The 22,890-nt window shown below is 67.0% G+C and carries 25 protein-coding genes; 7 read left to right on the top strand and 18 right to left on the bottom strand.

The genetic code is table 11. The features are described 5' to 3' along the window. Positions 1–4: 4 nt before the first annotated feature. Both hflX and TBD_RS03035 read right to left on the bottom strand, forming a co-directional pair. Entirely contained in the window at positions 5–1,174 is a 1,170-nt protein-coding gene (gene hflX, locus TBD_RS03040; protein WP_011311114.1) for a GTPase HflX, read from the bottom strand. Positions 1,175–1,413: 239 nt separating this feature from the next. Next, a complete protein-coding gene (locus TBD_RS03035; RefSeq protein ID WP_011311113.1) occupies positions 1,414–2,514 on the bottom strand; it encodes a galactose-1-phosphate uridylyltransferase in 1,101 nt (366 codons plus the stop codon). Positions 2,515–2,685: 171 nt separating this feature from the next. Between TBD_RS03035 and TBD_RS03030 the strand changes: the two genes are divergently transcribed. After that, a complete protein-coding gene (locus TBD_RS03030; protein ID WP_011311112.1) occupies positions 2,686–2,967 on the top strand; it encodes a hypothetical protein in 282 nt (93 codons plus the stop codon). A gap of 39 nt (positions 2,968–3,006) precedes the next feature. Further along, on the top strand, positions 3,007–3,258 hold the full coding sequence (locus TBD_RS03025; protein WP_011311111.1) for a hypothetical protein: 252 nt from the start codon (positions 3,007–3,009) through the stop codon (positions 3,256–3,258). 43 nt (positions 3,259–3,301) lie between these two features. Here TBD_RS03025 and der read toward each other — a convergent pair whose 3' ends face one another. The 13 genes from der to TBD_RS02960 form a co-directional block, all read right to left on the bottom strand. After that, entirely contained in the window at positions 3,302–4,711 is a 1,410-nt protein-coding gene (gene der / locus TBD_RS03020) for a ribosome biogenesis GTPase Der (RefSeq protein ID WP_011311110.1), read from the bottom strand. 51 nt (positions 4,712–4,762) lie between these two features. Then, positions 4,763–5,905: an outer membrane protein assembly factor BamB gene (gene bamB / locus TBD_RS03015; protein WP_011311109.1), complete on the bottom strand. Its 1,143-nt coding sequence runs from the start codon at positions 5,903–5,905 to the stop codon at positions 4,763–4,765. Next, the gene (locus TBD_RS03010) at positions 5,902–6,543 is read right to left on the bottom strand and encodes a YfgM family protein (protein ID WP_011311108.1); all 642 of its coding nucleotides are present in this window, start codon (positions 6,541–6,543) and stop codon (positions 5,902–5,904) included. Before TBD_RS03010 ends, bamB begins: the two co-directional genes overlap by 4 nt. A 6-nt stretch (positions 6,544–6,549) precedes the next feature. Then, positions 6,550–7,809 (bottom strand): histidine--tRNA ligase, encoded by a 1,260-nt coding sequence (gene hisS, locus TBD_RS03005; RefSeq protein WP_011311107.1) that lies wholly within the window; start codon positions 7,807–7,809, stop codon positions 6,550–6,552. 25 nt (positions 7,810–7,834) lie between these two features. After that, positions 7,835–9,058, bottom strand: a complete 1,224-nt coding sequence (gene ispG, locus TBD_RS03000) for a flavodoxin-dependent (E)-4-hydroxy-3-methylbut-2-enyl-diphosphate synthase (protein WP_011311106.1) — start codon at positions 9,056–9,058, stop codon at positions 7,835–7,837. Positions 9,059–9,067: 9 nt separating this feature from the next. Beyond that, positions 9,068–9,943 carry a RodZ domain-containing protein gene (locus TBD_RS02995; protein WP_011311105.1) on the bottom strand — a complete coding sequence of 292 codons (876 nt, stop codon included), beginning with the start codon at positions 9,941–9,943 and terminating at the stop codon, positions 9,068–9,070. Then, the gene (gene pilW / locus TBD_RS02990) at positions 9,940–10,725 is read right to left on the bottom strand and encodes a type IV pilus biogenesis/stability protein PilW (protein WP_011311104.1); all 786 of its coding nucleotides are present in this window, start codon (positions 10,723–10,725) and stop codon (positions 9,940–9,942) included. The genes TBD_RS02995 and pilW overlap by 4 nt, the downstream gene beginning before the upstream one ends. A gap of 1 nt (position 10,726) precedes the next feature. Next, on the bottom strand, positions 10,727–11,845 hold the full coding sequence (gene rlmN / locus TBD_RS02985; protein ID WP_011311103.1) for a 23S rRNA (adenine(2503)-C(2))-methyltransferase RlmN: 1,119 nt from the start codon (positions 11,843–11,845) through the stop codon (positions 10,727–10,729). A 6-nt stretch (positions 11,846–11,851) separates the two neighbouring features. After that, complete coding sequence (ndk, locus tag TBD_RS02980; RefSeq protein WP_011311102.1) at positions 11,852–12,280, bottom strand: nucleoside-diphosphate kinase; 429 nt, start codon at positions 12,278–12,280, stop codon at positions 11,852–11,854. A 55-nt stretch (positions 12,281–12,335) separates the two neighbouring features. Further along, a complete protein-coding gene (gene tilS, locus TBD_RS02975; RefSeq protein ID WP_238376487.1) occupies positions 12,336–13,721 on the bottom strand; it encodes a tRNA lysidine(34) synthetase TilS in 1,386 nt (461 codons plus the stop codon). Next, positions 13,690–14,658: an acetyl-CoA carboxylase carboxyltransferase subunit alpha gene (locus TBD_RS02970; protein WP_011311100.1), complete on the bottom strand. Its 969-nt coding sequence runs from the start codon at positions 14,656–14,658 to the stop codon at positions 13,690–13,692. Before TBD_RS02970 ends, tilS begins: the two co-directional genes overlap by 32 nt. A gap of 79 nt (positions 14,659–14,737) precedes the next feature. Next, the gene (locus tag TBD_RS02965; protein ID WP_011311099.1) at positions 14,738–15,220 is read right to left on the bottom strand and encodes an FKBP-type peptidyl-prolyl cis-trans isomerase; all 483 of its coding nucleotides are present in this window, start codon (positions 15,218–15,220) and stop codon (positions 14,738–14,740) included. Continuing rightward, entirely contained in the window at positions 15,217–15,681 is a 465-nt protein-coding gene (locus tag TBD_RS02960) for a peroxiredoxin (protein WP_011311098.1), read from the bottom strand. Before TBD_RS02960 ends, TBD_RS02965 begins: the two co-directional genes overlap by 4 nt. A 144-nt stretch (positions 15,682–15,825) precedes the next feature. Between TBD_RS02960 and TBD_RS02955 the strand changes: the two genes are divergently transcribed. Together TBD_RS02955 and TBD_RS02950 are read left to right on the top strand one after the other, a co-directional pair. Further along, positions 15,826–16,959 (top strand): cupin domain-containing protein, encoded by a 1,134-nt coding sequence (locus TBD_RS02955; protein WP_011311097.1) that lies wholly within the window; start codon positions 15,826–15,828, stop codon positions 16,957–16,959. Next, entirely contained in the window at positions 16,956–17,426 is a 471-nt protein-coding gene (locus tag TBD_RS02950; protein WP_011311096.1) for a hypothetical protein, read from the top strand. The genes TBD_RS02955 and TBD_RS02950 overlap by 4 nt, the downstream gene beginning before the upstream one ends. Here TBD_RS02950 and TBD_RS02945 read toward each other — a convergent pair. Genes TBD_RS02945 through lptF form a run of 3 tightly spaced genes read right to left on the bottom strand, consistent with a single transcriptional unit; the run spans position 17,403 to position 20,361 of the window. Beyond that, positions 17,403–18,233, bottom strand: coding sequence for a ferritin-like domain-containing protein (locus TBD_RS02945; RefSeq protein ID WP_011311095.1), 831 nt, complete (start codon positions 18,231–18,233; stop codon positions 17,403–17,405). The two genes, TBD_RS02950 and TBD_RS02945, sit on opposite strands and share 24 nt — an antisense overlap. Continuing rightward, positions 18,215–19,285: an LPS export ABC transporter permease LptG gene (lptG, locus tag TBD_RS02940; protein WP_011311094.1), complete on the bottom strand. Its 1,071-nt coding sequence runs from the start codon at positions 19,283–19,285 to the stop codon at positions 18,215–18,217. Before lptG ends, TBD_RS02945 begins: the two co-directional genes overlap by 19 nt. Next, the gene (gene lptF, locus TBD_RS02935) at positions 19,282–20,361 is read right to left on the bottom strand and encodes an LPS export ABC transporter permease LptF (protein WP_011311093.1); all 1,080 of its coding nucleotides are present in this window, start codon (positions 20,359–20,361) and stop codon (positions 19,282–19,284) included. Before lptF ends, lptG begins: the two co-directional genes overlap by 4 nt. 129 nt (positions 20,362–20,490) lie before the next feature. On the opposite strand from lptF, the gene TBD_RS02930 reads away from it, so the two are divergent. From TBD_RS02930 to TBD_RS02920, 3 genes are read left to right on the top strand one after another with little or no spacing between them, the layout of a single operon-like run. After that, positions 20,491–22,002, top strand: coding sequence for a leucyl aminopeptidase (locus TBD_RS02930; protein ID WP_011311092.1), 1,512 nt, complete (start codon positions 20,491–20,493; stop codon positions 22,000–22,002). Beyond that, a complete protein-coding gene (locus TBD_RS02925) occupies positions 21,999–22,430 on the top strand; it encodes a DNA polymerase III subunit chi (protein WP_011311091.1) in 432 nt (143 codons plus the stop codon). The genes TBD_RS02930 and TBD_RS02925 overlap by 4 nt, the downstream gene beginning before the upstream one ends. A 7-nt stretch (positions 22,431–22,437) precedes the next feature. Continuing rightward, positions 22,438–22,878, top strand: coding sequence for a hypothetical protein (locus tag TBD_RS02920; protein ID WP_011311090.1), 441 nt, complete (start codon positions 22,438–22,440; stop codon positions 22,876–22,878). Positions 22,879–22,890 lie beyond the last annotated feature (12 nt).

The following is a 22,890-nucleotide window of genomic DNA, read 5'->3' as shown; positions in this document are numbered from 1 at the left end:
GTTGTTATGCAGAGTGAACTGTGGATGGGGAAGAAGGCGTTTCCGATGCACCCGTTTCGCGTGCCGCGAGCAGCGTTTCTGACAGGGCATCGCGTAAAAGTTCAAGCCCGGCGCCGGTTTGCGCGGACACATAAACGCTCTGCAGTCTATCATACTCATCGCGCCCGACGCCCGGCGCGGCGGCCGTCAGATCGAGTTTGTTGTAGACCCTGAGCTGTGGCACGGCGTCGGCGCCGATCTCGCGCAACACCTGATCGACCGCCTCGATCTGGCGCTCGCGGACCGGACTCGAGGCATCGATCACGTGCAGCAGAAGGTCGGCTTCGGCCGTCGCTTCGAGGGTCGCGCGAAAGGCCGCGACGAGATCGTGCGGCAGACGGGTGATGAAGCCCACGGTATCGGACAGCACGACTTCTCCGCTCCCCGGCTCGTCGGCATCGGCCAGGCGCGGGAGGAAAATCTTCCGCGTCGTGGTGTCGAGCGTGGCGAACAGCTGGTCGGCAGCGTAGGTGCCGGCGCGCGTCAAGGCGTTGAACAGCGTGGATTTGCCAGCATTGGTATAGCCGACCAGCGCGACCGACAGCACGCGGTGGCGACTGCGCGACCGACGCTGGGTCCGCCGCTGCTTGCCGAGTTTGGCGAGCCGTTCGCGCAAGGCCTTGACGCGGATTCCGATCAGGCGGCGGTCGGTCTCCAATTGCTTTTCGCCGGGTCCGCGCATCCCGACGCCGCCGCGCTGGCGTTCGAGGTGGGTCCAGCCGCGCACGAGACGCGTCGACAGATGCTGCAACTGGGCCAGTTCGACCTGCAGCTTGCCCTCAGCGCTGCGTGCGCGCCGCGCGAAGATATCGAGAATCAGGCTGACCCGGTCGATGACGCGGCAATGCAGCCGGCGTTCTAGGTTGCGTTCCTGCGCCGGTGAGAGTTCGTGGTTGAAGATCACGACTTCGGCATCGGTCGCGGCGACCAGCGCCGCAATTTCGTCGGCCTTACCACTCCCGACGAAGAGAGCCGCGTCGGGGCGGCTGCGTCTGCCCTGGACTTCCCCGCGAATGTCGAGGCCCGCGCCGCGCGCCAGCAGCCGCAGTTCGGCCATGCTCTCGGCGAAATCGGGGTCACCCAGGTCGAGCGCGGCGAGAACGACGCGCTCCCCACCCTGGTGTCGATCAAACAACGCTGATTCCCCGCCTCCGCGGCTGCTTCATCCGCGAGCGGGCATCACCCGCTGGCCTCCCGAAGGCGTCGGACGGGACGTTCGAGCCCGGTGCACCGACAGGCGATAGCGGGAAGGGGGAGAGAAAAAACACAGGCTTGGCGTTCATCGAGCCGCAGGGAAACGAAATTCGGGGCGGCTCCCATTCTAGTCGAAGTGGCGGCGCGCGGCCGCCGCCGCGCCGCTCCCCCCGCCAGACCTCAGCGCGCCGGCAGCTCGACGCTGCGCAGCCGCTCCGCGGCCTCCTCGGGATTGATCGTATTGACGAAAAGGCCCGACCCTAACTCGAAGCCGGTCGGGATCGAGGTCCGCGGGCAAATCTCGAGGTGCCAGTGATAGCTCGGCGCGTGCGTCGCCTGCTGGGCATCGTGCGGCACCGAGTGCAGGAAGAAGTTGTACTGGGCGCCGCCGATGACCGCGTCGAGCCGTGCCATCGTGCGTTTCATGACGCGCGCGAGGTCGGCGAGGTCCTCGCCGCGGACGTCGAGGAAATCGGCCTGATGCGCGAGCGGCAGGATGTGCACCTCCCATTCGTAGCGGCTCGCGAACGGCTTGATGGCGATGAACTTCTCGCCGCGCTCGACGACGTACTGGCCGACGTTGATCTTGCGCCGCACCGCACCGGAATTGCGGTCGTAGATCGTCGCTTCGAAGGTCAGCGCCTCATCGATGAGCGCGCAGAAGATGCAGTGGTGGTGCTTGGCGTAGTGGGTGGCGCTGTTCCTGACCTCGGCGTCGACGTTTTCGGGGACCACGGGCATCGCGATGACCTGGCTGTGCGTATGCGGGATCGACGCCCCGGCCGCCGGGCCGAAATTCTTGAACACGAGCACGTATTTCAGGCGCTCGTCGGAGTCGAAGAGCTGGCGCATGCGCGTCTGGTAGACGCCGAACAGCGCGGCGAGATGCGTCTCGGCCATGTCCTGGACCGCGATGCCATGCTCGGAGTGATCGATGATGACCTCGTGCCGGCCGTAGCCGTCGATCGTCTGCTGCAGGCCAAACGTGAATCCCGCCTGCGCGCGGTCGTCGCCGAGGACGGGGTAGAGGTTCTCGACCATGCGGATCTGCCAGTCCCCGGTGTCGGGCCAGGTCAGGATCGCAGGTGGCGTCTTGTGCTCGTTGCCGCGGCAGAACGGGCAGGTCTCGACGTGCTTGCGGGTGTCGCGCGGCGCGAGCTCTTCGGCCTTTTTCGGCCGCATGCTGCGCGCCGTGGCAACGAGGACCGATTCGCCCGGCACGACGGGGTTGATGCGGATCTCGCGGACTTCGTTGCTGTCGGGTTTTGATGCATCTGACATGCTGCTTCTCCTTCAGCGGCAAGCATAAAACAGACGCCGCCCACGCGCGGTTCAATCTGCTTATGCCCCCAATCGGCCCGTTTATCCTCGCACCGATCGGGGGCTTGCGTTGACGGGCTGCGCCGCCACGCCGACAATGCCGGTTCACCGCCGTATTCCCGGAGTCCCCCCATGGACGAAAAAGCCCTGCATGACGAACAGCGCCTCATGCGCATGATGCGCAAGACCCTCACGTCTATCGTGCGCGATACCGCGCCGCGCGACGGCAACCCGAGTCCGCTCTCCGAAGCCACGGTTCTCGGGATCAAGGATTGTCTGGTGGTGATTTCGAGCCGCGAGACCGAACTCGCCCGGCTCACCGGACGCACGCTCGACGAGCGCCCGCATTTCACCGATGAGACGCCGACCAGTCACGCGGTCAAGATCAGCAGCATCCCGAAAAAGACCCACTGATGCAGCGTCTTCAGCGCGGCATCGTTTAAAGCCGGCCGAATGCCGCAGACGAGCAGCCTCTTTTCCGACGTGGAAGCCACGGTCGTCGGGACCGCGGCGGTGGTGATCTATTCGCCTGCGGGCAAGAACCGCAAGCGCTTCCCCGAGGGCGTCGTCGAGGTCTACGCCAGTGAAGGCGAGGCCTTGGCGCACGCCGATCCGGCGAAGCACCGGCACGCCGCGGTCGCGAGCGGGCCGTCGCGCTCGTCCGAAGGGTTCAGGCTGTTTTACCTAGTGCGTTGGCTGGACTGAGCCTGAGCACGGCTGCGCCCCGGCCCGCCAGCGCTGACGGCGTTCAGTCGGCGCCGTAGACCTTGCGCCGTACGCGCTTCTTGCGCCGCATCCGCGTCGCCTCGCTTTCGCTGAGCGGCGCGCGCTTCTTGCCTTCGAACGGATTCTTGCCCTCGTCCTCCTTGATCTGGATTCGGAGCGGCGTGCCCTGCAGCTTGAACGCCTTGCGGAAGCTGCTTTCGAGATAGCGCTTGTAGTCGTCGCGCAGCCCTTCGAGCGCGTTGCCGTGCAGCACGATGACGGGTGGGTTCTTGCCGCCCTGATGCGCGTAGCGCGGCTTCGGACGGAACAGCCCGTTCTTCGGCGGCGCATGCTGTTCGACGGCCATTTCGAGCACGCGCGTGAGCTTGGGCGTCGACAGCTTGATGAAGGCCGCGGCGTGTGCGGCCTCGATATCCTTGAGCAGGTTCTCCAGGCCCTTCGCCTTGAGCGCAGAGATGTAATTGAAGCGCGCAAAGTCGAGGAAAGCGAGCTTGCGTCCGATGTCGCGCTTGACGTCGTCGCGCTGTTCGGCCGAGAGACCGTCCCACTTGTTGATCGCGACGACCAGCGCGCGCCCGGTTTCGAGCACGAAGCCCGCGAGATGCGCGTCCTGCTCGGAAATGTTCTCGCGCGCGTCGAGCACGAGCACCACGACGTTGGCGTCCTCAATCGCCTGCAGGGTCTTGATGACCGAGAATTTTTCCACGGTCTCGAACACCTTGCCGCGGCGACGGACGCCCGCGGTGTCGATGAGGACATAGGGCTTGCCGCCCCGCTCGAAGTCGACGTAGATCGAGTCGCGCGTCGTTCCCGGCTGGTCGAAGGCGATCACGCGCTCCGCGCCGACCAGCGCGTTGACGAGCGTCGACTTGCCGACGTTGGGTCGGCCGACCAGCGCGATCTTGGGCACGCCGAAATCGTCGCTCGCCTCTTCCTCTTCGGGGAAGGGCGCCAGCGCCTCGGCCACGAGGTCGGCGATGCCGTCGCCGTGCGCGCCCGAGATCGCGAGCGGCTCGCCGAGGCCGAGTTCGTGGAACTCGGCGGTCACCACGGCGCGATTCATGCCTTCGGCCTTGTTGACCGCGAGCAGGACCGGCGACGTCACGCGGCGCAGTCGGTCGGCGATGACCTTGTCCTGCGGGGTCACGCCGGCGCGCGCGTCGACCATGAAGATGATCGCGTCGGCTTCGTCGATGGCCTGCAGCGTCTGGCGCGCCATCTCGGCCAGGATGCCATCCTTGACGACCGGTTCGAGACCGCCCGTGTCGACCACGAGATAGGGCTTGCCGCCGATGCGGCCGCGACCGTAGTGGCGGTCGCGCGTCATGCCCGGCAGGTCATGGACGAGCGCGTCGCGGGTGCCGGTCAGGCGATTGAAGAGCGTGGACTTGCCGACGTTCGGGCGTCCGACAAGAACCAGAGTGGGAAGCATGGCTGTCCTTGTAGCATGCCGGCCGGCGCACCGGCGGCCGTGTGAACCTCGCTATTGCAGCCTGAACGCGACGACGCTGCCGTCGCTCGTCTGCACCGCGAAGCCGGGGCCGATATCGACGGGCGCCGTGCGCACCGGGCCGTCCACCTTGTGGCGCGCGACGAAGCTGCCATCGTCGGACGAAAGCACGTGCACGTAGCCTTCCCCATCGGCGACGATGACCCAGGCGCCGAGCGCGAGCGGCGCGCTGACCTGGCGTCGCGCCAGCTTGTCCTGGCGCCAGCCGGCGCGACCGCTCGCCTTGTCGTACGCCGTCACGGCATCCTTGTCGTCGGTGACGTAGACGTTGCGCTCGTCCATCGCCAGGCCGCTGTTGCTCGAGGTATCGCGCGCCCACAGCAGCGAACCGTTGCGGCGGTCGAAACAGGCGACGCGTCCCTGGTAGGCGACTGCGCAGACCTGCCGTTCGTCGACGGCCGGATCGCCCATGACGTCGGCGACGCGTTCGAGTTCGGTCGCACCGCGCGGCAACGCGACGGTCGCCTCCCACAACTGCGCGCCGTTGGCCGCATTGAGCGCGACGAGCTTGCCGCCAGGGAAGCCCGCGTACAACACGCCGTCGCGCAGCGTGACGCCGCCCGACCCGCGCAGACTCAAGACCGGAAGATTGCGGCTGTACACCCACTTGCGGCTGCCGTCGGCGAGCGCGAGCCCGTGCACGCGTCCGTCGCCGGTGCGCGCGACCACGATGTCCGCGGCGACGAGCGGCTGGCCGGTCACCTCGCTCGACAGCGTCGTTTTCCAGCGTGTCTGCCCGTTGGCCATGTCGACCGCCAGCAATTCACCCTTGCCGCCGCCGGCCAGCGCGACGCCGCCGCCGGCGCCGGCGCCGGCGGAGAGCTTCGCGCCGAGCTCGCTGCGCCACGTCGCGGCGCCGTTGGCGACAGCGATGCGCACCATGACGCTGCCACCCGCGGCGACGACGGCGTCGCCTTCCGCCTGCGGGCGCAACAGGTAGCCGTCGGCGTCGTCGGTCTTGACCTTCCAGGCTTCGGCCAGGGCGGCCTGGGGCTGGAACGCGACGAGTTCGGCCGGCTCGGGGCGGGACGGACCGGAGCCGAACCAGCCGCCGATCGTGGTGCAGCCGGAGGTGGCCAGCGCGATGCCGGCGACGACGAGCAGACGAATTTTCACTTGGCTTCTCCTCCTACGCCGTCGAGCTTCAGTTCGACCACGTTGCGGTAGGGATTGTCGGCGCTCATCGCGCCCAGGGCGGCCTGATACGCCTTGCGCGCGTCGGCAGGCTTGTTCTGTGCGACGAGCACGTCACCCCTGAGGTCGTCGAAGCGCGGGCCGAAGGCGTCGCTGTGACGCGCCGCGAGCGTCTTCAGCGCGACGTCGTATTGCTTTTGGTCAAGCTGAACGGCGGCGAGACGCAGGCGGGCCAAATCCCTGATCGCCGGTTCCTTGCTGTGGCTGGCGGCCCACTCGAGCTGAGTCTGCGCGCTCTTCGCGTCCTTGGCGCCGACGTTGAGCCTGGCCAGAAGCAGCGCGGCACGCGGAGCGTAGGCCGTGTCCTTGTATTTGTCGATGAGCATCGCGCCGGCTTCGCGTGCGCCCTTGACCTCGTTCGCCGCGACCGAGCGCGCGAGCTGGTCGTAGACCGCCGCGGCCTCGAGGCTCTGCGTGACGGTGCGGTTTTGCCAGTAGCGCCAGCCCGCCGCGGCGGCGATCAACACCGCCAGCCCGATCATTGAGACGCTGCCCCAGCGTTTCCACCAGGCTTTCAGTTCGTCGAGCCGTTCCTGTTCATCGAGGTCGTAGGTTGCCATGGGTGCTTATGCCTTTTTCAGATATTCGATTGCGAGCGCGAGTTCGACGCGGGTCTGCTCCGCCGTGCCGCGCAGCGGTTTCACGCTCACCTGCTGCGCCGCCGCCTCCTCGTCGCCGATGATGACCGCGTAGCGCGCACGGCTCGCGTCGGCTTTTTTCATCTGCGACTTGAAGCTGCCGCCGCCGCAATGCAAGACCACCGCGAGGCCGGCGCCCCGCAGTGTAGCCGCTGCCTGCCAGGCGAAGGCGTCGGCCGTGTCGCCGGCGTGGACGATGTAGGCGTCGGGTACGGCCGGGACGATCGGCTTGCCGCTCGTTTCAACCAGCGCCAGCAGGCGTTCGATGCCCATCGCGAAGCCCGCCGCGGGCGCGGGTTTGCCGCCGAGTTGCTCGACCAGGCCGTCGTAACGACCGCCCGCGCAGACGGTGCCCTGCGCGCCAAGCTGGTCGGTGACCCACTCGAAAACGGTGCGATTGTAATAGTCCAGTCCGCGGACCAGGCGCGGGTTGATCTCGAAGGCGATGCCGTTCGCGCGCAACAGGCCCTGCAGCGCGTCGAAATGATTCAGGGCCTCGTCCTCGAGTTCGTCCAGCAAGCGTGGCGCTTCGGCGTTCAGCGCCTGCATTGCCGGATTCTTGCTGTCGAGAATGCGCAGCGGATTGCTGTGCAGACGCCGCTGGGCGTCGGCGTCGAGCACGTCGCGATGCGCCTCGTAATACGCGATCAGCTTGCTGCGGTGGCGCTGGCGCGCGCCGTGGTCACCGAGCGTATTGAGTTGCAGCGTCGGCGCGATGCCGAGCTCGCGCCAGAGGTCGGCGCACATCACGATCAGCTCGGCGTCGACGTCGGGACCGGCGAAGCCGAGCGCCTCGACGCCGACCTGATGGAACTGCCGGTAGCGACCCTTCTGCGGGCGCTCGTGACGGAACATCGGACCGCTATACCAGAGACGCTTGCCGCCGTCGTAAAGCAGGTTGTGCTGGATCACGGCGCGCACGCTCGACGCCGTGCCCTCGGGACGCAGGGTCAGGGATTCGCCGTTGAGTTCGTCGACGAAGGTATACATCTCCTTCTCGACGATGTCGGTCACCTCGCCGATCGCGCGCTTGAACAGGCCCGTGTGTTCGAGGATCGGCGTGCGCATCTCGCGGTAGCCGTAGCGCCGCAGCCAGTCGCGCACGATCGCCTCGAAACCCTGCCAGGCGTCGGCCGCGTCGGGCAGGCAGTCGTTCATGCCGCGGACGGATTGGATGTTCTCACTCATAAATTCTGGATGGTCAAGGGCGGGCTCAGGCGCTGCCGTACCGCGTGCGCACGTAGTCTTCGACGATCGCCTGGAACTCCGCGGCGATGCGGTCGCCCTTGAGCGTCACGGTCTTTTCGCCGTCGACGTAGACCGGCGCGACCGGCACTTCGCCCGTGCCGGGCAGCGAGATTCCGATGTTCGCGTGCTTGGATTCGCCAGGGCCGTTGACGACGCAGCCCATGACCGCCACCTGCATGGTTTCGACCCCGGGGTAGCGGCTGCGCCAGATCGGCATCTGCGTGCGCAGATAGGTCTCGATATCCTGCGCGAGCTCCTGGAAAACGGTCGAGGTCGTGCGGCCGCACCCCGGGCATGCCGTGACTTGCGGCGTGAAGGCGCGCAGGCCGAGCGCCTGCAGGATTTCCTGGCCGACGCGGACTTCCTGGGCGCGGTCGCCGCCCGGCTCGGGGGTCAGCGAAATGCGTATCGTGTCGCCGATCCCCTCCTGCAGCAGTACCGCGAGCGCCGCGGTCGAGGCGACGATGCCCTTGCTGCCCATGCCGGCCTCGGTGAGGCCGAGGTGGAGCGGATAGTCGCACTGCGCCGCGAGATCCCGGTAAACCGCGATCAAGTCCTGTACCCGGCTCATCTTGCAGGAGAGGATGATCCTGTCGCCGCCCAATCCGAGTTCCTCGGCCTTGCGCGCCGACTCGAGGGCCGACGCGACCATCGCCCGGCGCATGACGACCTCGGCATCTTCAGGCTGCGCGCGCCTGGCGTTGTCGTCCATCATGCGCGCGGCCAGCGCCTGGTCGAGACTGCCCCAGTTGACGCCGATGCGGATCGGCTTGTCGTGACGGCAGGCGACGTCGATCAGCGTCGCGAACTGCTCGTCGCGTTTCTCGCCGCGGCCGATGTTGCCGGGATTGATCCGGAGTTTGGCCAGCGCCTGGGCGCACTCGGGGACCTGGGTCAGGAGCTTGTGGCCGTTGAAGTGGAAGTCGCCGATCAGCGGCACGCGACAGCCCAGCACATCGAGGCGCTCGCGGATGCGCGGCACGGCCGCCGCCGCTTCCAGCGTGTTCACGGTGAGCCGCACGAGTTCCGAGCCGGCGGCAGCGAGCGCCTGCACCTGGCTTACGGTCGCATTGACGTCGACCGTGTCGGTGTTGGTCATCGACTGCACCGCCACCGGCGCGTCGCCGCCTACGCATATCGGGCCGATCCGCACCTGACGGGTGGTGCGGCGGACAATTTGAGTCGTCATCTGGGGAATCTATTCGAGCGTGAAGCGGGCGACCGTCATGCCGGTATGGGGTTTCAAATCGACGGGGCGACCGTTGTAGGTCAGGCGCGTCTCCGCCGCGTTGCCGATCACGAGCTTGAACGGCGGCTCGCCCTTTACCTCGACGCTGCTGCCCGCCGGGTTGAGCTGACGAAGCACGGCTCGCCCCGTCGCATCCTTGATCTCGGCCCAGGCTTCGGCGCCGAATTCGAGATGCAGCGCGGCGCCGCCCGTGCTTGCCTCGGTGGTGGAGCCGGCGTCTTCCGCCGCTTCATCAGGCGGTGACTGAGGCGGGACCGCGACGGTGCCGTCTGCAGTGGTGCCGTCCGTCGCGCCGTTTCCCTCAACCGGGGCGGGGGCATTCGGCGCGCCCGGCGTTTCGGCGGGCGCCTCGCCGCGCGTGGCGGGCGGAGCACTCGATGGCGCGGCACCCGCAGTGGTCGGCTGCGACACCGCCACCTGACGCTGGCCGCCCTCCTCGACGTCGCTGTTGAGCCAGAGGTAGAGCCCGACCGGGACGGCCAGCACGACGAGCACGACCAGCGCCAGGAGGATCACCCAGGACGAAGCGAACCAGGGACGCTGGAGCGGCGGCTTCGCATAGCTGACCTCCGCAGGCGCTGCCGGCGCGCCTTCCATCGACGCCAGCAGCGTCTCCGGCGCGAGACCGAGCAGCCGCGCATAGTTGCGCACGAAACCGCGCGCAAACACGGGCTGACCGAGCGCCTCGAAATCGTCGGCCTCCATGGCCTCGACCTGACGGTGCATGAGCCGCAGCCGGGCGGACGCCTCGTCGAGCGTCATGCCGCTCGCCTCGCGCGCTTCGCGCAGCGTCTGCCCGACGGTCAGTTGGACCTCGCCGTTCATTCGTACTGCCCCGCCTGCAGCAGGCGTGCTTCCTCGGACTCGGGGAAGCGCTTGCGCAGTTGCAAGCCGTAGGCCGCCGCCTGCGCGCGATCCCCTAGACGTCGTTCGAGTCGCACGCCTAGCCAAAGACTTTCGGCGTTGGGCGGCGCGAGCTCGGCGTGGCGCGCGAGCCCGCGCTGCGCATCGGCAAGCCGGCCCTGGCGGAAATGCAGTCCGGCGAGCTTCAACAGCGTGTTCGGGTTGTCGGGCTGGAGCTTGAGCGACTTGACGAAGTTGGCCTCGGCCAAGGCGAGATCGCCCTTCTTCTCGGCACACTGGCCGGCGTTGGCCATCGCCAGCTCGGGCTGGGCGTACAGCGGGTTGCGCAAGGCGATGCGGAACTGCTCGAGGCCCTCGTCGTACCGACCGCGCGTACAGAGAAACCAGCCGAAGTTGTTGCGCGCGTCGGACGCGTTGCGGTCGAGCTCGATCGCACGGCGGAAATTGTCCTCGGCGAGCTTGTCCTCGGCCAGTTCCATGTAGATGAGGCCGTAGACGTTGTAAGCGGGGCCGAAATGGCTGTCGGCGGTGATCGCCTTGCGCAGTTCGTCGAGCGCGATCTTGTACTGCGCCCGCGCGAAGTAGGCGCCGGCGAGCTCCGTGAAAGCGCGCGCGCGGTCGCGGCTTTCGCTACTGGCCTGGCTATCGGGCGCGCCGATGCCGCCGCCACCGGGCTGGCCCGCGCAGCCGGCGAGCGCGACTGCCGTGACGACGATCCACTTTCTCAGCTCCGGTTTCACCACGTCACGCCGCCTCCCTGTGCACCCGCTTCATCACACGACCGCTCCTGTCCGCCACGCGTCCGGCGAGTTGCCCGCAGGCCGCGTCGATGTCGTCGCCCCGGGTCTTGCGGGTCGTCACGACGTAGCCGGCGTCCTGCAGGATCTCGCGGAACACGCGCATCGCTTCCGCGCGCGGTTTTTCGTAGCCCGAATCCGGGAACGGATTGAACGGGATGAGATTGAACTTGCACGGCACGTCGCGCGTGAGCGCGATCAACTGGCGCGCATGCTCGGGCTGGTCGTTCACGCCGGCCAGCATCACGTACTCGAAGGTGATGAAGTCGCGCGGCGCATGCACGAGGTAGCGCCGGCAGGCCGCCATCAATTCCGCCAGCGGGTATTTCCGGTTGATCGGCACGATCTGGTCGCGCAGCGCGTCGTTCGGTGCGTGCAGGCTCACCGCGAGTGCCACCGGGCAGCGCTCGGCCAGCCGGTCCATCGCCGGAACGAGGCCCGAGGTCGACACGGTCACGCGCCGCCGCGACAGCCCGTAGGCATGGTCGTCGAGCATGACGCCGAGTGCGGTCACGACGTTCTCGAAGTTCGCGAGCGGCTCGCCCATGCCCATCATCACCACGTTGGTGACCGGACGTTCGGCGATCTCGCCTGCGCCGTGGTCGGACGCGGTGCGATTAGGCTCGCGCTTCAGGCTGTGCTGCGCGACCCAGAGTTGACCGACGATCTCGGCGACCGTCAGGTTGCGGTTGAAGCCTTGCCGACCGGTCGAGCAGAAGGTGCATTCGAGCGCGCACCCGACCTGCGACGACACGCACAGCGTTCCGCGATCGTCCTCGGGAATGAATACCGTCTCAATGCCATTACCGACGCCGACGTCGAACAGCCACTTGCGCGTGCCGTCGGCCGACAGGTGGGCGAAGTTGATCGCCGGCGCCTGCACGACGGCCTCGTTCTGCAACTTCTCGCGCAGACTCTTGGCGATATCGGTCATCTGCGCGAAATCGGTCACCCCCGCCTGGTGGATCCAGTGAAACACCTGGCGGGCGCGAAACGGCTTCTCGCCGCGTTCGCCGAACCAGGCGGTCAGTCCTGCGAGGTCGAAATCGAGCAGATTCTGCGGCATGCGCGCTCAGCGTCCGGCGTAGACTTCGCTCGCCGGGAAGAAGTAGGCAATCTCGACTGCCGCCGTTTCGGGCGCGTCGGAACCGTGAACGGCGTTGGCGTCGATGCTCTCGGCGAAGTCGGCGCGGATCGTGCCCGGCTCGGCTTTCTTCGGGTCGGTCGCGCCCATCAGCGTGCGGTTCTTGGCGATCGCGTCCTCACCCTCGAGCACCTGCAGCACGACGGGACCGGAGACCATGAAGTCGACGAGATCCTTGAAGAAGGGGCGATCCTTGTGCACGGCGTAGAAACCTTCGGCTTCCTGACGCGAGAGATGCTTCATCTTCGACGCGACGACCTTGAGGCCGTTGGTCTCGAAACGGCTGACGATCTTGCCGATCACGTTCTTGGCGACCGCGTCGGGTTTGATGATGGAGAAAGTGCGCTGAACAGCCATGTGTGTGCTCCGGACGATGAGTGAAAACGTTCAAAAAACGATGAAAATCAGCCCGCTAGGATAGCACGCCGCAGCCGCCGCTGTCTTGCGCGGCAGCTTGCGAGACGACATGCGGCATCACCCCCGCTTCGCCCGGCGCGGCGCCGAAGGCGGGGTCGAAACCGATCCCGGCCGCCCACACGAGCTGCCCGTCCTGGTACAGAAGCGGCAGCCGCGCGCGCTGCCACGGCGGCACGGCCGCCTCCTGCAGCAGGTTCTTGAGGCTGCGATGCGGCCCGCCCGGGTGAAGCCTCAGGCGCTCGCCGCCCCGGCGCACGTCGAGCGTGACGGTGCCGGAAGTCAGAAGCCCGCGCTTGAGCCCGTGCCCCGTTGTCGGGCGGAACTCGACCCGGCAGCCGGCGCCCGGCACCCACAGGCTCTGTTCGCCGTGCCAGTACACGGCTGGGGCCGGCGCGGGCGCCGGCGACACGACATAGGCGTGACCCCGAAAACGCCACAACTCGGCCGCCTTGAGGTTGACACGTACGCGCGCGTCGTGACGCGCATCGACGAGTTGCAGGCGCGCCTCGTCGAGGACGCGCGCGCTCGGCAACGGACACCCCCGCCCTTCGATGAAGTGGCGCAGGAGATTGCGCGCGCGCGGCGCCGACAGCGCGGCGAGTGCGGCACAGTCGAGCCGGTCTCCCCGGACTGCGCCCTGTGCATCGAGCGCGGCGAGATCGTCGAGCAGGCCCGCGGCCTCGGCCTGTAGCGCGGCGGCGCGCGCGAGGGTCGGCGCGCTGCCGGGAAAGTGCGCCGCGAGCCGCGGCATGATGTCCCGGCGCAGCGCGTTGCGGCGATAGCGCAGGTCGAGATTGCTCTCATCCTCGACCCAGGCCAGCCCATGCCGTTGCGCATGCGCCCGGATCGCGCGGCGCGATACATCGAGAAGCGGCCGCAACTGCGCCGCACGCCAGCCGGCCGGCCGTCGCAACTGCGGCATCGCCGCCAGGCCCTTCGGGCCGGCGCCGCGCAACAGTTGAAGGAGCACGGTTTCGGCCTGATCGTCCAGGTGGTGCGCAGTCAGCACGAAATCCGCGTCGAGGCGCGCGAAGACGCGATGTCGTTCCCGGCGGGCCGCGGCCTCGGTGCCAGCCGGGTCGTCGCCGGCGATGTGCACGCGCTCGACCTGCAGGTCGAGCGCGTGGGCGGCACAGAGCCGCTCGCAAAAATCGGCCCAGTCGCTTGCATGCGGCGAGAGGCCATGGTGGACATGAACGGCGGCGAGCGCGAAGCGGTGTCGCCCGCGCAGGGACGCGAGCACGTGCAGCAGAACCACCGAATCGAGGCCGCCCGACAGCGCGAGCACGAGCCGCGCGCCGGAGAAGACATGGCGGGCGAGCGCGTCGCCCACCGCGTCGGCGGGCGCCTTACCGGGCAGGGGCTTCCTTGAAGCTGCCATACGCCCGCAGGCGCTGATACCGCGCGCCGAGCATGGCCTCCGTCGGCTGCTTGCGCAATTCCGCGAGGGTATCGGTGAGCGCGCGCCGCATCGACTGGAACATCGCGTCCCAGTCGCGCTGCGCGCCGCCGAGCGGTTCCTCGATGATGCGATCGACGAGGCCGTTCGCTTTCAGGCGGTCGGCCGTGATCCCGAGCGTTTCCGCCGCGACCGAGGCCTTGTCCGCGCTCTTCCAGAGGATCGACGCACAGCCTTCGGGCGAAATCACCGAGTAGGTCGAATACTGGAGAATCAGCGTGCGGTCGCCGACGCCGATCGCCAGCGCGCCGCCCGAGCCGCCCTCGCCGACGATCGTGCACACGATCGGCGTCTGCAGTTCGGCCATGACATAGAGGTTGCGGGCGATCGCTTCCGACTGGCCGCGCTCCTCTGCACCGATCCCGGGATAGGCGCCCGGGGTGTCGATGAAGGTCAGGATCGGCAGGCGGAATTTTTCCGCGAGCCGCATCAGACGCAGCGCCTTGCGGTAGCCCTCTGGCCGCGGCATGCCGAAATTACGGAAGATCTTTTCCTTGGTGTCGCGCCCCTTCTGGTGCCCGATCACCATGACGGGCTCGCCGTTGAAGCGTGCCATTCCGCCGACGATCGCGGCATCGTCGGCGTAGGCGCGATCGCCATGCAGTTCGACGAAGTCGGTGAACAGCCCCTGTATGTAGTCGAGGGTATAGGGACGCTGCGGGTGGCGTGCGACCTGCGACACCTGCCAGGCATTGAGCTTGGCGTAGATGTCCTTGGTCAGCGCCTGGCTCTTCTTCTGAAGACGGCGGATTTCCTCGGAAATGTCCAGCGCGGAGTCGTCCTGCACGAAGCGCAGTTCTTCGATTTTGGCTTCGAGCTCCGCGATCGGCTGCTCGAAATCGAGGAAAGTGGTTTTCATCAGACAGTCAGGGCAAAGAGGTTAGCCGGGCATTCTAGCAGCCCGGCGACCCGCCCGTGCGTGTGGGGGACGTCCTGGCTCAGTGGTGATGGTGGCCGTGCGCGCCGTGGGCGTGACCGTGCTCGACTTCGTCGGACGTCGCGGCCCGCACCTCGCTGACCTCGCAGTGGAAATGCACGGCCTGCCCCGCGTAGGGATGGTTGCCGTCGACGACGACTTTTTCTTCGGCGATGTCGGTCACGGTGTAAAGCATCTCGCCGCCCCCGTCGACCGGCGAGCCGACGAACTGCATGCCGATCTCGATCTCGGGTGGAAACGCCTCGCGCGGCTCGAGGCGGACCAGGTCCTCCTCGAACTCACCGAAGGCATCGGCCGGCTGCAACTTGAGATCGACCGCATCGCCCACCGCCTTGCCCTCGAGCGCCTGCTCGACGAGCGGAAAGATGTTGTCGTAGCCGCCGTGCAGATAGCTGACCGGCTCGTCGCTTTCCTCGAGCAGCTTGCCGTCCAGATCCTTCACGACGTAGGTGATCGTCACCACGGTGTCTTTGCCGATGTTCACTTGAGTTCCTTTACCAGTTGAAGCACTTCCGCCGCGTGGCCGCGGCTCGAAACGCCGTACAGGGCGTGACGGATGACGCCCTGTTTGTCGATGATGAAAGTCGAACGGGTCGCGCTTCTGCGCTTGACGCCGTCGACTTCCTTGTCCTGCAGCACGCCGTAGGCCTTGCTCGTCGTCTCGTCCTTGTCGGCGAGCAGGCGCACGCCGATGCCGTGCTTGTCGCGGAATTCGCCGTGCTTGATGCAATCATCGCGTGACACGCCGACCACGCTCGTCTGCAGCTTGGCGAACTCCTTCTCGAGTTCGGAAAACTCGATGGCCTCGGTGGTGCAGCCAGGCGTGTCGTCACGCACATAGAAATACAGCACCAGGTTCTTGCCCCGGAACTGCGACAACTCGACCTCATTCATGTCCGCGTCCGGGTTGGAAAAATCCGGCGCGCGGTCTCCGGTTTTCAGCATCTGAACCTCCGCCACTGCATGTCGGGCAGCATTCTAGCCCGGTTGTTCCCCAAATTAACCAGAACGCGGAAAGCCCGGCCGACGCTCGCCCGCGGCACCCGCTCCGGCGAAGAAGCACGCCGCAGCGTCGTTATAATCCCCCGCATGTCCACGCCTCGTTCCGCCGACCCGCTCCTGGGCGGCCTCAGTCCGACCCGCTTCCTGCGCGACGTCTGGCACAAACGGCCGCTCTTGATCCGCAACGCCGTCCCCGGGTTCCAGGGTCTGTTGTCGCCGCGCGAGATGGAGCAACTCGCCTGCCGCGACGACGTCGAATCGCGCCTGGTGCAGGGCAGCGGCAGCGATTGGCGGCTTGCGCACGGCCCCTTCAGCAAGACCGACTTCAAGCGCCTCCCCAAGACCGAGTGGACGCTCCTGGTCCAGTCGCTCAACCATGTCCTGCCCGAAGCCGACGTCTTGCTCGCGCGCTTCGACTTCATTCCGCACGCCCGCCTCGACGATCTGATGGTGAGCTACGCGGTGCCGCGCGGCAGCGTCGGCCCGCATTTCGATTCCTACGACGTGTTTCTGCTGCAGGGCCAGGGGCATCGCCGCTGGCAGATCAGCACGCAAACCGATCTCGCGCTCGTCGACGACGCGCCGCTCAAGATCCTGAAGCATTTCGAGGTCGCCGACGAATGGGTGCTCGGGCCGGGGGACATGCTCTATCTGCCGCCGCACGTGGCGCATTACGGTGTGGCCGAAGACGCGTGCATGACCTATTCGATCGGATTTCGCGCGCCGACCGTCGAAGAACTGGCGCACGGCTTCCTGATGCATCTGCAGGATACGCTCAGCCTCGAGGGCCGCTACGCTGATCCCGACCTGCGTCTGCAACGTCATCCGGGCGAAATCGGCCGCGCGATGCTCGATCAGATCGAGGCCATGATCGACCGCATCCGCTGGAGCCGCAACGACGTCGCCGAATTCGCCGGCCGCTACCTGTCGGAGCCGAAGCCGAACGTGTTTTTCCGGGCGCCCGACGCCCCCCTCACGCGCCGCGCCTTCGACCGGCGTGCGAATAGCGCCGGCGTCGCGCTCGATCCGAAGTCGCGTCTGCTGTTCCGCGGCCGGCGTTTCTTCATCAATGGCGAGGCGTTCACGCCGCCACGGGACGACTTCGCCACGCTAACCCGACTCGCCGATCGGCGCCGCCTCGCGCCCCCGCTGTCGACGGCGCTCTGCGCGCGCTTCTATGCCTGGTACGAAGCCGGCTGGCTGGAGATCGACGGCGAATGACCGCCTTCGAAACCCCGTCCGAACTCCGCGCCGCGTTCGACACGCTGCTGAGCACGACACGTCGAACGCTGCGTGTCTACGAACACGATCTCGCGGTATTCGACATCGACGATGCGACACGGATCGCGACGCTGCGCGCTTTCTGCGTCGCCGGCGGCGGGCGGCGGATCGAACTGTTGCTCGACGAGGTCGGGCGCCTTACCGTCGACCATCCGCGCCTAATGCTGCTATTGCGTGACTTCGCTCATGTAATCGAAGTCCGTCAGGCCGACCCCGACGCAGCGCGTCCCGACCGGGCCTTCGTGCTCGCGGACGCCCACGGCGTACTGCTGCGCGCCGACAAGCACTCGCCGCCCGGCGCGCTACATACCGACGATACGGCGCGCGTGACGGAACTGAACCAGGTTTTCGAAGCGCTATGGCAGCGCGCGCCGCGCCAGGTGTCAGCGACGACGCTCGGTCTCTGAAACCGTCTCGAGCCAGGCGAGTTCGCTCTCGCTGAACCCGGCCTGCCGGCGCGCCCGCAGATTGAAAGGCGGTCTCAGCGGCGGCGCATCGTACTCGGCGAGCAATGCGCGGAAGGTCATTTCGGGGTCGACGCCCCGCGCCGCACACAGGTAGACGAACCAATGACTGCCGATCGCGACATGGCCGATCTCGTCGCGCTCGATGACGGCGAGAATCTCGATCATGCGTGTGTCGCCCGCCGCCTCGAGCTTCTCGACGATCAGCGGAGTCGCGTCGAGGCCCCGTGCTTCGAGCACGCGCGGCACGAGTGCCATGCGCACGAGCGGATCGTGTGCGGTCTTCAAGGCCATATCCCACAGTCCCGCGTGTGCCGGAAAGTCGCCATAGGCATGGCCGAGCGTGCCGAGGTGTTCGTCGAGGAGGGCGAAATGCAGCGCCTCCTCGTGCGCGACGCCCAGCCAGTCCGCGTAGTACGCGACGGGCATTCCGGCAAAGCGATGGGCCGCGTCGAGCGCGAGATTGATCGCGTTGAACTCGATGTGGGCCAGCGCATGAACGAGCGCGGCGCGGCCCGGAACGGTATCCGCGCGGCGGCGCGGCACCGCCTGCGGCGGCACCAGCTCCGGCCTGCGGGGCCGCCCGGGCGCGTCGACCGACACGCGCGCAAGTTCCGCGGCAGCGTCGACGCGGCCGGCCTGCCAGTCGGCATGGAGCGCATGGACGCATGCCGCCTTGGCGTCGGGCCGCTCGCAGCGCAGGCACGCGGCGAGCCGGTCGGGGAGCCGGTCTAGCGTCGGTCGACCCACCGGATACCCGCCAGCGCGATGCCGAGGAAGATCAACAGAGGCAACGCCGACACGACGAAGGCCGGCCAGTCGTTCAGCAGACCGAGGTGGCCGAACAGCCGGCTGAGCAGGTGAAAGCCCAGCCCGGCGAGAATGCCGAAGAACACCTTGACGCTCGTGCCGCGGGCGCGCGGCGACTGGATCGCGAACGGCATCGCGATCAGCATCATGATCGGGATCACGAAGGGACTGATGAACTTGGACCACAGGGCGAGCTCGTAACGTGAGGCCTTCTGGCCGTTCGCCTTGAGGTGGGCGATGTAGCGCCAGAGCGCGCGCGCGGACATCTTTTCGGGTGCGACGAGCAGCACGCTGAGGATTTCGGGCGTGAGCACCGACCGCCACGCTAGATTGGCGCTGCGTTGCGCGCGAATGCCGTCCGCGGAAAAGCGCGTCTCGACCACTGTTTGCAGCTGCCAGGTCTTGTCGCCTCGCCAGGTCGCGATCTCGGCAGCGCGGATCCAGTCCAATCGCCCCTCCTGATCGAAGCCGTAGATCTCGATCCCGCGCAGCGTGTTGTCCGGCATGACCTCGCGCACGTTGATGAAGGTGCTGCCGTCCTTGACCCAGAGGCCCGAGCGGAACTGCTGGGCGACGACCGAGCGGGTCGCCGACAGCTTGTAGCGCTGGGCGGCCTGATCCGACCACGGCGCGACATACTCGCCGAGCAGCAGGACCAGCAGCGCGAGCCACACGCCGATGACGCCGAAGTAGGCGGCCACGCGCCAGTTCGACAGTCCCGACACCCGCATCACCGCGTATTCCGAATTGCCGACGAGCCGCGCCAGTGCGAACAGCGTGCCGATCAGCGCCGCGACCGGCAGGATTTCGTAGAGGTGGCCCGGAACGTTGAGCAGCACCACGATGGTCGCCTGACCAAAGCCGTAGCCGGCGCGCAGGTTGCCGAGTTCCTGGACGACGTCGAAAAACGCGAACAGCACGAGCAGGGCCAGCAGCATGAAACCCGAGGCGGCCAGCACCTGGCCCGCGAGATAGCGCGCGAGCAGGTTCACGTCCTTCTCCAGCTGAAGCCGTAGCGACGGCTGCGAAGATAGAAGAGGCCGGCCGCAGCGAGCAGCATCACGAGGTGGGCCGACGCCATTCCGGCCCAGGGGTCGAATCTGCCCTGCGCGACCCAGGCCTGGGTCAGCGACAGCAGGTTGTTGTAGACGAAGTACAGCAGCAGCGCCGTCACGAGCCCATAGGAACGACGCGCCCGGGTGTTGACAAAGCTGAGCGGGATCGCCATGACCGCGAGCACCAGCGCCGACAGCGGCACGCCGAGGCGCCAAAGGAGTTCGGCACGCGCCGCCGGCGCGGGATCGGCGAGGAGGTCGCCGGCGGACTTCTGGCGGATGTTGGTATCCCGGCCGCCCGTGGCGACCGGATCGAGCCGCATCCAGTAGCGCTCGAACTCCACGACCCGGTAGTCGAGCGTACCGGGCGTGCCTTCATAGCGGCGGCCTTGCCTGAACACGAGGTAGCGCGAGCCGTCGGGCAACTCGGTATGGTCGCCCTCGCGGGCAACGACGAGGCCAAGCTGTCCGTCGATCCGCGATTGCATGAAAACGTTGCGCACGATGCCAGTCAGCGGATTGAGCGATTCGACGTAGTAGACGCGTTCTCCGGCGCCGGATTCGGCGAACAGGCCTGGCGCGATCAGTGCGCTCTCGCTGCGTGCCTTCAGATCCTGGCGATAGTCGTTTTTCTTCGCCTGCAACCAGGGATTGAGAACGAGCGTCAGCAACAGGATCACGAGCGAAAGCGGGACTGCAAACGCAAGTACCGGCCGCAGCCATTGCGCGAGCGAGAGCCCCGCGTTGAACCATATGACCATTTCGCTGTCCCGCCACATGCGCGAAAGCGGCATCAGCACGCCCGCAAACAGAGAAATCGTCATCAAGACCGGCAAAAAGTACAGCAGCGAAAAGCCGAGAAACGCGAAGACGGCTTCGTTCGCGAGCTCTCCGCGGGCGACGTCGCCGAGCAGCCGGATGAACAGGATGACGAGAGCGATCGCGATCAGCACCGTTAACACGGCGCCGGTCGCGAGGCCCATTTCACGGGTCAGTGCGCGGCGATAGAGCATGGGTGCGGGAAAACGGCGGACATGGCACGAACGCGCTTTTGACATTCCCCTGCGACAACGCCAATAATTCCTCCATTGGCGCGGCCGGCAGCCGGCGCATCGACAAATTGTATTTTTTTGAGCACAGACATGGAAAACAGGGAAATCGAACTCGAATTTAGCATAAAAAGCGGTGCGCCCGAAAAGCAGCGCACGGCCTGCGTCGTCGTCGGCGTCTTCGAAAGCCGCAAACTTTCGGCACCGGCGATCGACATCGATCGGGCGAGCGACGGCTATCTGTCGGACATCGTGCGCGGCGGCGACATGGACGGCAAGGCCGGCAGCACGCTGCTGCTGCACCGGGTGCCGAACATCCTGGCCGACCGCGTGCTGCTTGTTGGCCTCGGCAAGGAGCGGGAGTTCCACGAGAAATCGTACCGCGACGCGATCGCCCGCGCGATCCGCACCCTGCGCGACACCGGGTCGATGGAAGCCGTCATCACCCTGAGCGAAATCGCGGTCCGTAAGCGTGACGTCACCTGGAATATCGAACAGGCGGTCATCAGTGCCCAGGAAGCCCTGTACCGCTTCGACCGCATGAAGAGCAAGACCGACGAAATGCGGCGCCCGCTCAAGCGCGTCGTCTTCGCGGTGTCGCGGCGCGGCGAACTGAAGTTCGGCGAAGCGGGCCTGACGCGAGGCCTGGCGATCGCACGCGGCATCGCGCTGGCCAAGGACCTCGGCAACACGCCATCGAATGTCTGCACGCCCGAGTATCTGGCGGCGGAAGCGCGCAAGCTCGCGAAGACCCACGGCTTCGGCTGCGAGATTCTCGATTTCGCGGCATGCGAGAAGCTCGGCATGGGCTCCTTTCTCTCGGTCGGCAAGGGCAGCGACAAGCCGCCGCGCTTCATCGTGCTGAAACACATGGGGGGAGCCAAGGGTGACAAGCCCGTGGTCCTGGTCGGCAAGGCCGTCACCTTCGACGCCGGCGGGATTTCGCTGAAGCCGCCTGCCGAAATGGACGAGATGAACTACGACATGAGCGGCGGCGGCGCGGTCATCGGCACCTTCCGCGCGATCGGCGAACTCGGCCTGCCGCTCAACGTCGTCGGCCTGATCCCGGCCTGCGAGAACCTGCCCGACGCCCAAGCCAACAAGCCGGGGGACATCGTCACGTCGATGTCGGGTCAGACGATCGAGATCCTCAACACCGACGCCGAGGGGCGCCTGATTCTGTGCGACGCCCTGACCTACGCCGAGCGCTTCGAGCCCGACGCGGTCATCGACGTCGCCACGCTGACCGGCGCCTGTGTGATCGCCCTCGGCGCCCATCCGAGCGCGCTTTACAGCAACCACGACCCGCTCGCCCGCGAGATCGAGCACGCCGCCGATCACGCCTGGGACCGCGTGTGGCGCATGCCCCTGTGGGACGACTACCAGGATCAGCTGAAGAGCAGCCTTGCCGACGTCGCGAACATCGGCGGCCGTCCCGGCGGTTCGATCACCGCCGCCTGCTTCCTGTCGCGCTTCGCCAAGAAATACCATTGGGCCCACCTCGACATCGCCGGCACGGCATACAAGGGTGGTCGCGAAAAGGGCTCGACCGGCCGTCCGGTCTCCTTGCTCGTGCATTTCCTGTTGAATCGCACGGAAAAGTGACCGAGATCATCTTCTATACCTTTGCCGAAGACCGCCTCGACGTCGCGCGCCGCGTGGCGGCCAAGGCCTACGGTCAAGGCAAGCAGGTGATGATCTATGCGCCCGATGCGGCCGTCGCAGGCGCGGTGGATCGCATGCTGTGGACGACACCGGCGCTCGGTTTCGTGCCGCATGCCCGCGACAGCGACGCACTCGCGGCGGAAACGCCGGTGCTGATCGGCGCCGACGCCGGCGCACTCCGCCACGCCGACGTGATGATCAATCTCGATTCCGCGCAACCGCCGGCCTTCGGCCGCTTCGAGCGGCTCGTCGAAATCGTCGGCACGGACGACGCGGAGCGCGAACAGGGCCGCGCGCGCTATCGCTTCTATCAGTCGCGCGGCTACGCGCTGAAGACGCACGATCTGCGCCAGCAGAGCGAGGGATGAGAAAACGATGAGCGACGACCCCTTGCTGGACAAGATGGACGCCCTCCTCAAGAAACATCGCGGCGCCGGCGAGTCGGCTCATCTCGGCCCGCCGGCAGCCGCGCCCGCTCCCGGCCAGCCCCCGGCCTGGCTTCCCGTCCTCACCGACGTGATCGAACGCGGAACGCCGCCCGCGGCGACCGAGGCCGCGCCGCAGCCGCCCGCGCCCGCCGTAGAAAGCGATGCGCCGCAAGCCCCGGCGGCCAGCGATGCGCTCGCCGAACAACTGATGAGCGAACTCGCGCCGCGCCTGTCGGAAGTGATGGAGAAGCAGGTCGCTGCCGAGCTGCGCAAGAACATCGACGAGACGGTCACCAATCTGTTGTCTCAGCTCGACGTCAACATGCGCGAGATCGTGCGCGAAGCGGTCGCCGAAAAACTAAAGCAACCGCGCAAGCCGGCGAGCTGAAACGCCTGACGC

The organism is Thiobacillus denitrificans ATCC 25259, assembly GCF_000012745.1.
In the GTDB taxonomy this organism is placed as follows: domain Bacteria; phylum Pseudomonadota; class Gammaproteobacteria; order Burkholderiales; family Thiobacillaceae; genus Thiobacillus; species Thiobacillus denitrificans_B.
The sequence above is the reverse complement of the archived record's forward strand: the minus strand, read 5'-3'. Positions and strand labels throughout refer to the sequence as shown.

What these genes read in the sequence shown, in the direction of transcription:
- TBD_RS03035 (WP_011311113.1), bottom strand. Translation starts at nt 2,514, where the DNA reads ATGTCAGATGCATCAAAACCCGACAGCAACGAAGTCCGCGAGATCCGC.
- TBD_RS03030 (WP_011311112.1), top strand. Translation starts at nt 2,686, where the DNA reads ATGGACGAAAAAGCCCTGCATGACGAACAGCGCCTCATGCGCATGATG.
- TBD_RS03025 (WP_011311111.1), top strand. Translation starts at nt 3,007, where the DNA reads ATGCCGCAGACGAGCAGCCTCTTTTCCGACGTGGAAGCCACGGTCGTC.
- der (WP_011311110.1), bottom strand. Translation starts at nt 4,711, where the DNA reads ATGCTTCCCACTCTGGTTCTTGTCGGACGCCCGAACGTCGGCAAGTCC.
- TBD_RS03010 (WP_011311108.1), bottom strand. Translation starts at nt 6,543, where the DNA reads ATGGCAACCTACGACCTCGATGAACAGGAACGGCTCGACGAACTGAAA.
- hisS (WP_011311107.1), bottom strand. Translation starts at nt 7,809, where the DNA reads ATGAGTGAGAACATCCAATCCGTCCGCGGCATGAACGACTGCCTGCCC.
- ispG (WP_011311106.1), bottom strand. Translation starts at nt 9,058, where the DNA reads ATGACGACTCAAATTGTCCGCCGCACCACCCGTCAGGTGCGGATCGGC.
- TBD_RS02995 (WP_011311105.1), bottom strand. Translation starts at nt 9,943, where the DNA reads ATGAACGGCGAGGTCCAACTGACCGTCGGGCAGACGCTGCGCGAAGCG.
- rlmN (WP_011311103.1), bottom strand. Translation starts at nt 11,845, where the DNA reads ATGCCGCAGAATCTGCTCGATTTCGACCTCGCAGGACTGACCGCCTGG.
- ndk (WP_011311102.1), bottom strand. Translation starts at nt 12,280, where the DNA reads ATGGCTGTTCAGCGCACTTTCTCCATCATCAAACCCGACGCGGTCGCC.
- tilS (WP_238376487.1), bottom strand. Translation starts at nt 13,721, where the DNA reads ATGGCAGCTTCAAGGAAGCCCCTGCCCGGTAAGGCGCCCGCCGACGCG.
- TBD_RS02970 (WP_011311100.1), bottom strand. Translation starts at nt 14,658, where the DNA reads ATGAAAACCACTTTCCTCGATTTCGAGCAGCCGATCGCGGAGCTCGAA.
- TBD_RS02960 (WP_011311098.1), bottom strand. Translation starts at nt 15,681, where the DNA reads ATGCTGAAAACCGGAGACCGCGCGCCGGATTTTTCCAACCCGGACGCG.
- TBD_RS02955 (WP_011311097.1), top strand. Translation starts at nt 15,826, where the DNA reads ATGTCCACGCCTCGTTCCGCCGACCCGCTCCTGGGCGGCCTCAGTCCG.
- TBD_RS02950 (WP_011311096.1), top strand. Translation starts at nt 16,956, where the DNA reads ATGACCGCCTTCGAAACCCCGTCCGAACTCCGCGCCGCGTTCGACACG.
- lptF (WP_011311093.1), bottom strand. Translation starts at nt 20,361, where the DNA reads ATGCTCTATCGCCGCGCACTGACCCGTGAAATGGGCCTCGCGACCGGC.
- TBD_RS02930 (WP_011311092.1), top strand. Translation starts at nt 20,491, where the DNA reads ATGGAAAACAGGGAAATCGAACTCGAATTTAGCATAAAAAGCGGTGCG.
- TBD_RS02920 (WP_011311090.1), top strand. Translation starts at nt 22,438, where the DNA reads ATGAGCGACGACCCCTTGCTGGACAAGATGGACGCCCTCCTCAAGAAA.